The 14,865-nt window shown below is 54.6% G+C and carries 9 protein-coding genes; 2 read left to right on the top strand and 7 right to left on the bottom strand.

What is annotated here, in order from left to right:
• Positions 1 to 41 precede the first annotated feature (41 nt).
• Positions 42 to 1,907, bottom strand: a complete 1,866-nt coding sequence (kefC, locus tag ACOTWU_RS10455) for a glutathione-regulated potassium-efflux system protein KefC (protein WP_252049368.1) — start codon at positions 1,905 to 1,907, stop codon at positions 42 to 44.
• Positions 1,900 to 2,430, bottom strand: a complete 531-nt coding sequence (kefF, locus tag ACOTWU_RS10450) for a glutathione-regulated potassium-efflux system oxidoreductase KefF (RefSeq protein WP_040117203.1) — start codon at positions 2,428 to 2,430, stop codon at positions 1,900 to 1,902. Before kefF ends, kefC begins: the two co-directional genes overlap by 8 nt.
• Positions 2,431 to 2,801: 371 nt before the next feature.
• On the opposite strand from kefF, the gene ACOTWU_RS10445 reads away from it, so the two are divergent.
• A complete protein-coding gene (locus ACOTWU_RS10445) occupies positions 2,802 to 5,705 on the top strand; it encodes an autotransporter outer membrane beta-barrel domain-containing protein (protein ID WP_252049369.1) in 2,904 nt (967 codons plus the stop codon).
• A gap of 48 nt (positions 5,706 to 5,753) precedes the next feature.
• Here the strand turns inward: ACOTWU_RS10445 and ACOTWU_RS10440 are convergent, their stop codons facing one another.
• The 5 genes from ACOTWU_RS10440 to ACOTWU_RS10420 form a co-directional block, all read right to left on the bottom strand.
• A complete protein-coding gene (locus ACOTWU_RS10440; protein WP_003856439.1) occupies positions 5,754 to 5,987 on the bottom strand; it encodes a YgdI/YgdR family lipoprotein in 234 nt (77 codons plus the stop codon).
• Between the two features lie 140 nt (positions 5,988 to 6,127).
• Positions 6,128 to 9,352: a carbamoyl-phosphate synthase large subunit gene (carB, locus tag ACOTWU_RS10435; RefSeq protein ID WP_023295906.1), complete on the bottom strand. Its 3,225-nt coding sequence runs from the start codon at positions 9,350 to 9,352 to the stop codon at positions 6,128 to 6,130.
• A gap of 18 nt (positions 9,353 to 9,370) precedes the next feature.
• Positions 9,371 to 10,519, bottom strand: a complete 1,149-nt coding sequence (carA, locus tag ACOTWU_RS10430; protein ID WP_045338409.1) for a glutamine-hydrolyzing carbamoyl-phosphate synthase small subunit — start codon at positions 10,517 to 10,519, stop codon at positions 9,371 to 9,373.
• A 454-nt stretch (positions 10,520 to 10,973) separates the two neighbouring features.
• Positions 10,974 to 11,795 (bottom strand): 4-hydroxy-tetrahydrodipicolinate reductase, encoded by an 822-nt coding sequence (gene dapB, locus ACOTWU_RS10425; RefSeq protein ID WP_126498704.1) that lies wholly within the window; start codon positions 11,793 to 11,795, stop codon positions 10,974 to 10,976.
• Positions 11,796 to 11,927: 132 nt separating this feature from the next.
• Positions 11,928 to 12,935 carry a LacI family DNA-binding transcriptional regulator gene (locus tag ACOTWU_RS10420; RefSeq protein WP_015572642.1) on the bottom strand — a complete coding sequence of 336 codons (1,008 nt, stop codon included), beginning with the start codon at positions 12,933 to 12,935 and terminating at the stop codon, positions 11,928 to 11,930.
• 187 nt (positions 12,936 to 13,122) lie between these two features.
• On the opposite strand from ACOTWU_RS10420, the gene ACOTWU_RS10415 reads away from it, so the two are divergent.
• Positions 13,123 to 14,865 carry a class I mannose-6-phosphate isomerase gene (locus tag ACOTWU_RS10415; protein ID WP_039271746.1) on the top strand — a complete coding sequence of 581 codons (1,743 nt, stop codon included), beginning with the start codon at positions 13,123 to 13,125 and terminating at the stop codon, positions 14,863 to 14,865.

Below are 14,865 nucleotides of genomic sequence, written 5' to 3'. Positions count from 1 at the left end.
TAAAGAATTAGAAATTTTTTAATATTGCTGGCAACTCCACTTCACGCAGAGGGTTTACTCTCCGGTTCATCCGCAGGATCACCAGTATGCTTGCCCTCTTCCGTTCCTTGCCAGCCGTGGCGCTGAACCAGCGACAGATGATTACGATCCTCGTTGATGATCTCCGTCAGCATGGTGCTGGTGCGTTTAAACACCGCAGCGCGTTCGGTTGCCGTACTGCTCGCCATCGCCACCATCTCTTCCACCATCTCATGATTAAAACGGCGGAACAGATCGGCACGCTCACGTGCCTCATACGCGCCAAGCCCCAGGCTTTCCAGCGCCATGCGGCCAGATTTGAGCGCCCCTTCGAAGGTTTCACGTTCAGGGGCTGCCACACCCGCCTGACGCAGCTGGATGTAGTGATCCACATCGCGCGCACGGGAGATAATGGTCAGATGCGGAAAATGCTCTTTAACCAGCTCAACCATCTGCATACTGGTCTCTGGATCGTCAATGGCATTAATCAACACCTCGGCTTTCGCCGCCCCGGCGGATTCCAGCAGATCAACCCGGGTCGCATCACCGTAAAACACTTTCATATCGAATTTACGCAGCGTATCGACATGGTCAGGATCGTGATCGAGGATAACCATTTTGACTCCGCTGGAGAGCAGTAAACGGCCAGTAATCTGCCCGAAGCGGCCAAATCCGGCGATGATCACCCGCGGCTGCTCCTCGTCGATCTCATCGGCTTCTCGCTCCTGTTCGCTTCCCGTTTTCTCCAGACGCGTCAGCAGCACCAGCAGGATCGGCGTTGCGGCCATCGACAGCGCAACCGCCAGCGTCAGCGCTTTTGCCCATTCCGGATCAAGTACATTTGCCATCTGCGCTGCGCCAAAGACAACGAAAGCAAACTCACTCCCCTGCCCCAGCAGCACGGCAAACCAGCGGCGTTGCGGTTTTGGCACATTTAACGGGCGGGCAATCAGCCACAGCATCGCCTTTTTAATGACCAGGAAACCCACCAGCAGAATGATGATGCGCAGCGGATGGGTTACCAGCGTCCCGAAGTCGATAGACATCCCGACGCCGATGAAAAACAGCCCCAGCAGCAATCCTTTAAACGGCTCGATATCGCTTTCCAGCGCGTGACGGTATTCGGAGCTTGCCAGTAAGACCCCCGCGAGGAAGGCGCCCATTGCCATCGACAGCCCGGCCTCTTCCAGCAGCAATCCAAAACCAAACACCAGGAATAACGCAACGGCGCTGAATACTTCGCGCAGGCCAGAGCGAGCAACAAAGCGCAGCAGCGGACGCGTTACGTAGCGACCAAGCAGAACAACCAGCGCCAGCGCACCGGCAACCTTCAGCGCTGATAAGGCAAATGCCCCCAGCGTCGTTGATGCGCCGCTGGTTGCCAGCAGCGGGATCATCGCCACCAGCGGGATGGCGGCAATATCCTGGAACAACAGTACGGAGAAGGTGCTGCGCCCCATTTGCGACACCGTCAGGTTACGCTCGTTCATTGCCTGCATGGCAATTGCCGTCGAGGAGAGCGCCAGCGTCATGCCGATCAGCTCCGCGACTTTCCACTCCATCCCCAGCAGAATGCAGAACCCGCCCAACAGCAGACCGCAGGCCAGCATTTGCAGAGCGCCTCCGCCAAACACCGAGGCGCGCAGTTTCCACAGCCGCTGCGGATCCAGCTCCAGACCAATCACAAACAGCATCAGCACCACGCCGATCTCCGCAAAATGCAGGATCGACTCGGCATCCGTCACCAGCCGAAAGCCCCAGGGGCCAATCACACACCCGGCAATCAGATAGCCGAGCACCGAGCCCAGCCCCAGACGAACCGCCACGGGCACAATTAATGCCGCCGCGCCGAGGTAAATCAGCGCCTGTATCAGCGTATGGCTATCCATTGTGCGTCTCCTGCCACTCAAGTAAACGTTGTTTGTAGTGACGAGCCTGCGCCTGCAAGGTTTCATCGTCGCAGACAAAGGTACAGTGCATCGCAAAAGGCGGAAGCCAGTTCAGACCGCAGTAAAGGGCAGTAGCCTGGAGCGGCTGCGCCAGCACGTCAAATCCGGGGAAGGCGCCAATCTCAAAGTGGCTTTCCCCCCCGCCGGTGGTAACAGCCCACATCAGGCTTTTGCCCTGAAGCGCGTTGCCGTTGTGTCCATATGCCCAACCGTGGGAGAAAACTTTGTCGATCCACAATTTCAGCAGCGGAGGCGTGCTGTACCACTGCATCGGATGCTGCCAGACGATCAGATCGGCACGGGAGAGCACCTCCTGTTCGGCGGCGACATCGATATTGAAATCAGGGTAGAGTTGATAGAGGGAACGTATCTCTACGTTTTCGAGCGTCCTTGCCTGCTCAAGCATCCGCTTATTCGCATGCGAGTGCTGCGGATAGGGGTGCGCATAAATTATCAGAATCATGTATATGCCCGTCTTTTACTTTTCTTGTAGCAATGAGTGTAGACAGTTACCACCCCGACTTAAAGAGGCCATCTTACGCTTCAAAGTAAAACGCAAGTATTGGCAATCATCACCACCTTAACAGCGATTACGGCGCTAAAGAAAGAAAACGACGCGTACGACAAATTCATGCCGCAAAATAATAGTAACAACTCATATTGCCAACAGATATTTTTAGAGGACCTTAAGTCATTCTTTAATAAAACAGTCTGTACATAACCCATTGAAAAAATAATAATTTTACGCTCTTTGTTTTGAGCTCATTATTTAGGCGGTCGATATACGTTTCACACACGTGTCGAATATTCCTTCTCACTCAAATGGATGTGTACATGAGCAACAAACCCTCCCAATTAAATAATACAACCAAAACTCTGGGAAAGATATTTCCTGCCTTGTTGATATGCACCCCTGCGGTTGCGTTTTCTGCAACGATTGACCAATCAACTTCTGTTCCTCAAGATTTCTCAGCCGATGCTGAATATGTTATTAATAAAGACGTGACGATATCTTCCGCAGATAGTGAAGCGGCGGTATCTGTCACTGGGTTTACTACCACTAACGCCACTAATAATGGGAATATTTCTGGCACGGGAAATGGCCTGAATATAAATACTGGTGTACAGCGCATTGTAATTAATAACGACATCGGCGCAACCATTTCCTCCACCACCGCGAATGCGGTGAATATTCAGTCAGTACTCGGTGATTTTAATAATAGTGGAAACATTACTGGCTCGGAAAATGGCATTTTTGTCAGTGAAAACTCCTCCGCAGTAAATATTACCAATACCAGCACCGGAACGATAAAAGGAAAAACAGGTCTTAGTACTCAGGTTGGTATTGGCATTAATAACAGTGGCGAAATTATCGGTACAAACGGTGATGCTATTACGGCAAATGATGGCAACACTAAGATTTTTAACAGTGCCACTGTGCAGGGAACCCAGTACGGAATCAATGTAAAAGATACAGCAAAATTAGATATCAAAAATAGCGGAACGATTAGTGGTGAAACAAACGCTATTATGTTTGCCAGCGATAAAAATAACACGCTACTGCTCGACACTGGCTCCAACCTCATCGGTGACGTAATATCCACAAATTCCAGAGGAAATACCCTGACGTTGATCGGCACGGGTTCGGAAGACAGTAACTTTGTTGGTCTGAATGAAGACGACGGCTTTGCCAGCGTCACAATGAACGGCGAAAATTGGGCGCTGTCGGGCGATCTCGATATTATTGGCTCTGGCGATTCCTTGCTGATAGACACGGGCGCGTTAACCCTGTCAGGCGCGGTATCGAATACCGGTAATACACGGGTGGCCAAAGATGCTTCGTTGCAACTGGGCGATGGCGAAAAAACCGCGACCCTCAGCGGTGGGCTCACCAACAACGGTACCGTCATTTTTAACCAGGGAAGCGATTTCACTTTCGCCACCGACATGACCGGTAGCGGTAACGTCGAAAAAGTCGATTCCAACACCCTGACTCTGACGGGCAAAAATAGCTATACAGGGGATACGGTTCTGCACGGCGGTACCACGCTGGTCTCCACCGACGCAACGCTCGGCGTCAAGGGCAGTAACGCCACCGTTACCGTTGAAAATGGCGCGACCTTTGCCACCGCAGGCGAAGTGAACAACAACATCGCGGTTCTTAGCGGCGGTACGCTGGCGGCATGGAATGCAGTCCAGGGTAACTCCACGCTCAGCGCTTCCGGCGTCGATACCATCAACGGCAACGTAACTAATGGCGGCACGCTGTTACTCAGTGCGGCTGATAATAGCGTTGGCAATAATTTTACGATTAATGGCGACTACACCGGCTCTGACGGTAGCCAGATCGTGATGAACAGCACCCTGGGTGAAGATAATTCACCAACTGATCACCTCACTATTACGGGTAGCAGCTTCGGTCAGTCTGGCATCAGCATCACCAACATTGGCGGCGCAGGCGCGCAAACCATTAACGGTATGGAAATTGTCAGCATCGGCGGCAGTTCCGAAGCCCAACTGACGCTGGCAAAACCGGTCGTCGCAGGCGCCTGGGAATATAACCTCTACCAGCACAGTGACGGCAACTGGTATCTGGAATCAAAGGCGACGCCTTCTGATGAGCCTTCCGACGACACCGATGACGGTGGCAATACTGATGATGGCGATAACACCGACAACGGCGGCAACACCGACAACGGCGGCAACACCGACAACGGCGGCAACACCGATAACGGCGGTAGCACCGACAACGGCGGCAGCACCGATAATGGCGGCAACACTGACAACGGCGGTAATAATACGCCGGAAGTCATGGCACCTGAAGTGGGTGCTTACTTAGGTAACTACCTTGCCGCACAGAGCATGTTCCTGCATAAGCGTGACGATCGCGACCAGATCACCTTCCGCAATGAAGACGACCTGAACACCTGGATGTACGTTAAGGGTCGCTATCACGAGAACGATGCGGGTGGCGATAAAGTCAGCTACGACACCACCACCACCGTACTGCAAGTCGGCAGCGATTTCATGAGCAAGCCAATGGATAACGGTATCCTGCGTGCTGGCGGGATGTTCGGTGCAGGCCAGGCGAAGACCCACTCTGATGCGAAGCAAAACGTACGTGACGCACAGGGTAAGGTTGATGGCTTCAATGTTGGGCTGTACGCCACCTGGCAGGAAGATCAGAAATTACGTCTGGGCAGCTACGTTGATACCTGGGCCGCTTACAGCTGGTACAACAACAACGTCACCAGCAATCGCAACGATGAAGACTACGATAGTGAAGGTTTCGCCGCGTCTGTTGAAGTCGGCCACGCGTGGATAATCCAGTCTGAAAATGAACGCACCTGGAAGATCGAGCCGCAGGCGCAGGTGATTTACAGCTATCTCGATCAGGAAAATCATACCGATCGCGACGGCGTACGCGTCACTACCCTGGACAATGACAGCGTCTTTGGTCGTCTCGGCGTTAAAGCAAGCTACTTCCAGCAGAAGGACGTCAAGGCCTGGCAGCCGTACGTTGCGGTTAACTGGTTGAAAGGTGCTGGTCAAAACGATCTGGCATTCAACGACGAGACCGTCAGCAACGATACGCCGGAAGATCGTGGTCAGTTAGAGTTGGGCTTAACCGGCAACCTGAACGAAACCACGACGATCTCCCTGCGTGCCAGCGGCGAGTGGGGTGAAAACAGCTATGCCGCCTACGGCGGTCATATTTTGTTAAACCATCGCTGGTAATCGAGCATCCTGAAGCAAAAAAGCAGTGGCATGTGCCACTGCTTTTTTTTAGTTATCCAGCTCGCCCATTGATTTAACCTGGTCACGGTTAATCTGTTCAGTTTGACCGGTTTCGGCATTTTTGTACGATACCAGACCGGTATCGTCATCCACCTGCGGTTTCCCGTCAGTAACAATCGTTTTGCCATCGGTGGTTTTTACGGCCTGATTGGACGAACAGCCCGCCACGGTGAACATTGCGGTGGCAGCCAGAACGGAAGCGATCAGTAGTTTATTTTGCATGGTGTTTTCCCTTGCTCTCAGTTGAATTTTCGTTATCGACCTAACTATTTTAGGCTAACTGACTGAAAGCGGATGAAAAACCAGAAGGTTCTTAAGATGGGAAAATTGCCCGGTAACCGGATGGCACCGGGCAATGTGTGTTACTTGCTAATCTGAGCGTGCATTTCCTGTACCGAAATCACCTTCTCGGTGGCATCCGCATTCAGCGCCATGGCCGTCGCGAAACCGCCGTTCAGGGTGGTGTCGTAATGCACTTTGTACTGGAGCGCGCTGCGGCGAATCAGTTTGGAGTCTTCAATCGCCTGGCGACCTGCGGTGGTGTTAATGATGTAGGTGTACTCGCCATTCTTAATGCGGTCCTGAATGTGCGGACGACCTTCATGCACTTTGTTCACCAGACGCGGGTTGATACCCGCTTCACCCAACACAATCGCCGTACCGTGAGTGGCGTCCAGCTCGAAGCCCTGTTTCAGCAGCTTGGCAGCCAGGTCAACCACGCGCTCTTTATCGCCTTCGCGAACGGAGAGCAGCGCACGGCCAGATTTTCTCATGGTGGAGCTACTGCCCAGCTGCGCTTTCGCAAACGCTTCTGCGAAGGTACGGCCAACGCCCATCACTTCCCCGGTAGAGCGCATCTCTGGCCCTAACAGCGGGTCAACGCCCGGGAATTTGTTGAACGGCAGTACCACCTCTTTCACCGAGTAGTAAGGCGGGATAATTTCTTTCGTGACGCCCTGCTGGGCCAGCGTCTGGCCAGCCATCACGCGCGCCGCCACTTTCGCCAGCGGAATACCGGTCGCTTTGGAGACGAACGGTACGGTACGCGCCGCACGCGGGTTGACTTCAATCAGATAGACTTCGTTGTCTTTTACCGCGAACTGAACGTTCATCAGGCCGCGAACCTGGAGCTCGAAGGCCAGCTTCTGCACCTGCTGGCGCATCACGTCCTGAATCTCCTGGCTCAGGGTGTACGCTGGCAGAGAACAGGCGGAGTCACCGGAGTGCACGCCCGCCTGCTCGATGTGCTCCATGATGCCGCCAATCAGCACCCTTTCGCCGTCGCAGATGGCATCCACGTCGACTTCAACCGCGTCGTCGAGGAAGCGATCGAGCAGCACAGGCGCATCGTTGGAAACGCTCACCGCCGTCTGGAAGTAGCGACGCAGGTCCGCTTCGTCGTAGACGATTTCCATCGCGCGGCCGCCCAGTACGTAGGATGGACGCACCACCAGCGGGTAGCCGATCTCTTTCGCTTTCTCAACGGCCATTTCAATTGCGGTCACGGTGGCGTTCGCCGGCTGTTTCAGTTTGAGACGGTCAACCGCCTGCTGGAAACGCTCGCGGTCTTCCGCACGGTCAATCGCATCCGGGCTGGTGCCGATAACCGGCACACCTGCTGCTTCCAGCGCGCGCGCCAGCTTCAGCGGAGTCTGGCCGCCGTACTGCACGATCACGCCTTTTGGCTTCTCGATGCGCACGATTTCCAGCACGTCTTCCAGGGTGACCGGCTCGAAGTAGAGGCGGTCGGAGGTGTCGTAGTCGGTCGAGACGGTTTCCGGGTTACAGTTGACCATAATGGTCTCGTAACCGTCTTCGCGCAGCGCCAGTGAGGCGTGTACGCAGCAGTAGTCAAACTCGATGCCCTGGCCGATACGGTTTGGACCGCCGCCCAGCACCATAATCTTGTCGCGGTCGACGGACGGGTTCGCTTCGCACTCCTCTTCATAGGTGGAGTACATGTATGCGGTATCGGTCGAGAATTCAGCCGCACAGGTGTCCACGCGCTTGTAGACCGGGTGCAGGTCGTACTGGTCGCGCAGCTTGCGGATTTCCGCTTCACGCACGCCCGCCAGCTTAGCCAGACGCGCATCGGCGAAGCCTTTACGCTTCAACATGCGCAGGAAGTCTGCGTCCAGGCCGTTGATGCCCAGCTCCGCCACTTTCTCTTCCAGACGCACCAGCTCTTCAATCTGCACCAGGAACCAGCGGTCAATGTTAGTCAGGTTAAATACGCCGTCGACGGACAGGCCCGCGCGGAAGGCATCGGCAATGTACCAGATACGCTCTGCGCCCGCGTCTTTCAGCTCGCGGCGGATTTTGGTCAGTGCTTCCGGGTCGTCCAGGCTGACTTTCGGGTCAAAGCCGGTCGCGCCCACTTCCAGGCCGCGCAGCGCTTTTTGCAGGGATTCCTGCTGCGTGCGGCCAATCGCCATGACTTCACCAACGGATTTCATCTGGGTAGTCAGACGGTCGTTGGCACCGACGAATTTCTCGAAGTTAAAACGTGGAATTTTGGTCACAACGTAGTCGATGGACGGTTCGAAGGACGCTGGCGTGCGGCCACCGGTGATATCGTTCATCAGCTCGTCAAGGGTGTAACCCACCGCCAGTTTCGCCGCCACTTTCGCAATCGGGAAGCCGGTGGCTTTGGAGGCCAGCGCGGAGGAACGGGACACGCGCGGGTTCATTTCGATAACAATCAGACGGCCGGTTTTCGGGTTCACCGAGAACTGCACGTTAGAGCCGCCGGTTTCCACGCCGATTTCACGCAGTACCGCCATCGAGGCGTTACGCATGATTTGGTACTCTTTGTCGGTCAGCGTCTGAGCTGGCGCAACGGTGATGGAGTCACCGGTGTGGATCCCCATCGCGTCGAAGTTTTCGATGGAGCAGACGATGATGCAGTTGTCGTTTTTATCACGCACCACTTCCATCTCGTACTCTTTCCAGCCAATCAGCGATTCATCAATCAGCAACTCTTTGGTTGGGGAGAGATCCAGGCCGCGCTCGCAAATTTCTTCAAACTCTTCGCGGTTGTAGGCAATACCGCCTCCGGTGCCACCCATGGTGAAGGAAGGGCGGATGATGCACGGATAACCCACTTCAGCCGCAACGGCCAGCGCTTCTTCCATATTGTGCGCGATACCGGAACGTGCGGTATCAAGGCCAATTTTTTTCATTGCCACGTCGAAGCGGCGACGGTCTTCTGCTTTATCAATCGCGTCGGCGGTCGCACCGATCATGGTCACGCCGAACTCTTCTAGCACGCCCTGACGCTCCAGCTCCAGCGCACAGTTCAGCGCCGTCTGGCCGCCCATGGTCGGCAGCACCGCGTCCGGACGCTCTTTCTCGATAATTTTGCGTACCACTTCCCAGTGAATCGGCTCGATGTAGGTCGCATCCGCCATTTCCGGGTCGGTCATGATGGTGGCCGGGTTAGAGTTTACCAGGATGACACGGTAACCCTCTTCACGCAGGGCTTTACACGCCTGCGCGCCGGAGTAGTCGAATTCGCAGGCCTGGCCGATGACAATCGGGCCAGCGCCAAGGATCAGGATGCTTTTTATGTCTGTACGTTTTGGCATGGTCTTCTCAGCTCCTGATTATTTAGCGGTCTTACGGTATTGCTCGATAAGTTCGATGAAGTGATCGAACAGCGGCGCGGCATCGTGTGGGCCCGGGCTGGCTTCAGGGTGGCCCTGGAAGCTGAACGCAGGCTTATCGGTGCGATGGATACCCTGCAAGGTACCATCGAACAGTGACTTATGCGTCACGCGCAGGTTAGCCGGCATCGTCGCTTCATCCACAGCGAAGCCGTGGTTCTGAGCGGTGATCATCACCGTGTTGTTGTCGATATCTTTCACCGGGTGGTTACCACCGTGGTGGCCAAACTTCATCTTGACGGTGTTCGCTCCGCTCGCCAGCGCCAGCAGCTGATGGCCGAGACAGATGCCGAATACCGGGATGTCGGTTTCAAGGAAGGACTTGATGGCGTCGATAGCGTAGTCGCACGGCGCCGGGTCGCCAGGACCGTTAGAGAGGAAGATGCCGTCCGGGTTCATCTTCAGAACATCTTCCGCAGACGTTTGTGCCGGGACGACCGTCAGGCGGCAGCCACGGTCAACCAGCATACGCAGGATGTTGCGCTTGGCGCCAAAATCATAGGCCACCACGTGGAACGGCAGCTCGCTTTCCGGTTTCGCTTCCGGCAGGTCGCCTTCCAGCGTCCAGCTTCCCTGCGTCCAGCTGTAGGCTTCAGCGGTGGTCACTTCTTTCGCCAGGTCCATACCGTTCAGTCCCGGGAAGGCTTTCGCTTTTTCCAGCGCCAGCGTCGCATCGAGGTTATCCCCTGCGATGATACAACCGTTTTGTGCACCCTTCTCGCGCAGCAGACGCGTCAGCTTACGGGTATCGATATCGGCAATCGCCACAATGTTGTGGCGCTTCAGGTAAGAAGAGAGGTCTTCGGTGTTGCGGAAGTTGCTGGCAATCAGCGGCAGGTCGCGAATGACCAGGCCTTGCGCATGTACCTGAGAGGATTCTTCGTCAGCCGCATTGGTGCCGACATTGCCGATATGAGGATAAGTAAGAGTAACGATTTGGCGAGAATAGGAAGGATCAGTGAGGATTTCTTGATAACCGGTCATTGAAGTATTGAAAACGACTTCCCCAACCGCCGAACCCGTTGCCCCTATGGCCCGACCGATAAACTGGGTTCCGTCTTCCAGAACCAATAGCGCTGACTTAATCAAAACACCCTCCAGAGAATATTCACTCACTTTATTTGCATATTAATTCATAACCATGTCATGGATCAATGCAAATGTGTTGCCAGCGGATTTTTGGCAAACGGCGGCATTCTGGGGATTTGCCATGTAAAAGTCAACTTAAAACGGGAGTTTTGTATATTCTTTTGCAAGCCTGGCGGTCTGAAATCAGATTAAGCGGCAAAAAGATCAACTAAATCACTGTGGAAACCGCTTGCGCATGCAGTTTAATCGAAAGGAACGTCTTGCAGGAATAAAAAGTGGACCAAATGGTCAAAATTTACAGTTCAGCAACAGAAATTATCGAGAAAACACTTACTTTAAATCAGTTAGACACAATAAACACCCCAAATAGACAAAATAAAAGGGCAATAAAATATTGCCCTATGCAATCAAGTAATTACGACTGCAATAACCACATCACGAAGGGTAATAATGCTTACAAATTGTTGAGTTCGAGGACATCTCGCATATCAAAAAGACCATTACACTTACCTTTCAGCCACAATCCCGAACGTACCGCCCCGTTTGCAAATGTCATGCGGCTGGATGCTTTATGAGTGATTTCGATCCTTTCGCCAATATCGGCGAACATAGCGGTATGTTCACCGACGATATCACCCGCGCGAACGGTGGCAAACCCAATGGTGCCAGGCACGCGCTCGCCAGTGTGGCCTTCGCGAGAATAGACCGCGATGTCTTTCAAATCTTTATCCATTGCACACGCAATCGCTTCGCCCATTGCCAGCGCCGTGCCTGACGGAGCATCGACTTTGTGGCGATGGTGCGCTTCGACGATTTCAATGTCGGTGTAGTCGCCCATCACCTTCGCCGCCTTCTCTAGCAGTTTCAGCATGACGTTTACCCCCACGCTAAAGTTTGCCGCAAAGACAATCGCAATCTCAGTGGACGCATCCTGAATGGCTTGCTTACCGGCCTCGTCAAAACCGGTGGTGCCAATCACCATCCCTTTACCGTGCTGACGGCAAAACGCCAGGTGAGCCAACGTGCCTTCAGGGCGGGTAAAATCGATAAACACGTCAAAGTCTTCTTTCACCGCCTCAAGGCTGCTCTGCACGGTAACGCCCGTCTGACCTGCGCCTGCCAGCTCGCCTGCATCGGCTCCCAAAAGCGATGAACCTTCACGCTCCAGCGCCGCGCCAAGCGCCACGCCATCCATCTGTAGTGCCGCCTGAATCAGCTGACGGCCCATACGTCCACCCGCGCCCGCAATGGCGACGCGGATCTGTGCATCATGCATAGTTATTCTCTTACGTTAAAATGATGTAAATCGTTTTCAGATTAACCAGCCTTTGCACAGGCTGCCACAGAAAACGCCGATAATTAGAATTTAATGATAAACAGGGTGAGATATCAGTGAAAGACATGATCGTCAGCGAAAACCACATGATTCCCGCACCACCAGCGCAGGCGGCAGAATGATTCGTTTGGCGGGTTCGTCGTTGCCCTGTATGCGGCTGTAAAGTAACTCCCCTGCCTTACGACCAATCTCTTTCGCCGCCACCGATACGGTGGTCAATGCGGGCTGCACCAGAGCCGCTTCGGTAATATCATCGAAACCGACCAGCGCAAAATCACGTCCCGGCTCACGGCCCATCTTGCGTAAGCTTTGCATCACCCCCAGCGCCACAACATCCTGATAGCAAATTGCCGCACTGATGTGTGGATGCTCGAGAAGTAACGCCTCTGCCACGCGCGCGCCGTCGCTTTGGCTGGCGTGAGAGGTTCTGATCCAGGCAGGATTCGGCGTCACGCCGTACTCCAGCAGCTTGCTGGTAAAGCCCCCGATACGCTGCGCCCGAGAGCCCGAATTCTGGCTCCCTCCAATGAACGCAATGTGCCGATGGCCCATTCTGAGCAGATGCTCCGTCGCCATCTGCGTGCCTAAGAAGTTATCCGTTCCGACAAAATCAAAATCCGGATCGTTCAGCGGGCGCACAACCATGATAGCCGGAATATTGCGCCGCTTCAGACCCTCAAAAAAGGCCTGGGGCGTTTCCCGAGCCGCACACAGCACCATACCGCCGACGTTATTACGCATCAGTGAATCAACAAATTTTTGCTGTCGCTCTGCCGATTCCTCGCTATTCGCCAGAAAAAGCATCAGCTCGTGGCGCTCCATTTCATGACTTAGCCCTGCCGTCATTTCGCTGTAAAAAGGGTTGGTGATATCGTGCAAGAGCAGCCCGACCTGGTTACTGCTGCGGTTACGTAAATTGGCTGCCGTCTGGTTATAGACATAGCCGGATTCATCCAGCGCCTTAAGCACACGTTCGCGCGTGCTTTGCGAAATGCGGCCTTTGTTGCAAAGCACCATCGAGACCGTCGCCGTTGACACGCCGGCGCGTTTCGCGACATCGGCCAGTGTAATTCCTGTCATGTTGTCTCCTTCTTCATCACTACAGGTTAATCGAATAACCTGTTTTTTGCATTTTTCCCTGTGAGACTCTTCACATTACCGCTGTTGTTCTGGATTCGATTCGCATTTATGGCGGGTTAATCGCGTTAACCACTCTTCTCAAATACGGTTAATCGAATAACCTTAAATAACGATTACGGAGGATACAATGACAACCTACGACAAATTCCCCACGGTGGCGATACAGGGTTTTGATGACAGCGCCTGGCAAGGCTGGGAAGCAATAACCCGCGTTCTTGAGTCACAAACCCAACAGCGCAGCCGCACGGTGCTGGTGATTGATTGCTATCCGGGCGTGCGCATGACCGAGCTTGAAGAGAACGTGCTGCCGCGTCTACGCCCGACGCTGGCGATCAATGCTGAACAGGCGCGACGGGATGAGTGTGCCATTCATGAGATGCTGGCACGCAACCTCACAGACGATCGCGTCTTTGGCGTTCTCTCCTGCCACCAGCTTGGAGAGTTTTTCGATCCCGCGCGTCTGGAGGCGTTGCAGGTTCAGGTGAACCAGTGTTCCGGGGGGCTGATTGTGATCTACGGACCCGGTGCGACGCTTGTCCATCCGGGTGATGTGCTGGTGTATGCCGATCTGCCGCGCTGGGAGATCCAGCAGCGTATGCGGCGGGGTGAGACTGGGAACTGGGGCGCAGATAATCAGCAGGAAGATATGCTTCGTCGCTACAAGCGCGCCTTTTTTGTCGAATGGCGCGTCTTCGATCGCCACAAAACGCCGCTGCTCAGGCGCACCGATTTTTTACTGGATACAACCCAGACGAACCAGCCCGCGATGGTCAGCGGCGAGGCCCTGCGAGCCGGGCTGAAGCAAACTACCACCCAGCCTTTCCGCGTGGCGCCCTTTTTCGATCCTGGCGTCTGGGGCGGCCAGTGGATGAAACAGCAATTCGATCTCGATCCCTCTGCACCCAATTACGCGTGGTGTTTTGACTGCGTGCCCGAGGAGAACAGCCTGTTACTGCGTTTTGGCGCAGTGCGGATCGAGATCCCCTCTCAGGATCTGGTTTTGCTTGAGCCCCGTGCTCTGCTGGGCGAGAAAGTTCACGCACGTTTCGGCGCGGAATTCCCGATCCGTTTTGACTTCCTCGACACCATGGGTGGCCAGAATCTGAGCTTCCAGGTCCACCCCATTACCGAGTACATCCAGCAGCAGTTTGGGATGCACTATACCCAGGATGAGAGTTATTACATTCTGGAAGCGGAGCCGGGTGCCGTCGTCTATCTGGGGACAAAAACCGGCACAGACCCTGAGGCCATGATGGACGATCTCAGGCGCGCGGGTCGCGGTGAAAAACCGTTTGATGACGACCGCTTCGTTAATCAGATCCCGGCGAAAAAGCACGACCATTTCCTGATCCCGGCTGGGACAGTGCACTGCTCCGGCGCGGGAACCATGGTGCTGGAGATCAGCGCTACGCCGTATATCTTCACCTTCAAACTGTGGGACTGGGGCCGCCTGGGCCTGGACGGGCTGCCGCGCCCGGTCCACCTGGAGCACGGTGAAAAGGTGATCGACTGGCAGCGCGACACGCGGTGGGTACATCAGCATCTGGTGAATCAGTTCGAACCTGTCGCGGAAGGAAACGGCTGGCGTGAAGAGCGTACTGGCCTGCACGAGCGTGAATTTATCGAAACCCGCCGCCACTGGTTTAGCGAACCCGTTTTGCACCACACCGGCGGCGGCGTGAACGTGCTGAATCTGGTAGAGGGCGACGAAGCAATTGTCGACAGCCCAACCGGTGCATTTGAGCCGTTTACCGTCCATTACGCCGAAACCTTCATCATTCCGGCAAGCGTAGGTGACTATCGCATTTCACCTTCAGCCCGTGCTTCCGGACACCCCCTCGCGACTATCAAAGCCTGGGTAAGGAGCTAA

The organism is Enterobacter cloacae complex sp. GYL001, assembly GCF_049237125.1.
GTDB classification, from domain to species: domain Bacteria; phylum Pseudomonadota; class Gammaproteobacteria; order Enterobacterales; family Enterobacteriaceae; genus Enterobacter; species Enterobacter hormaechei_C.
This window is presented reverse-complemented; position numbering and strand designations above follow the sequence as displayed.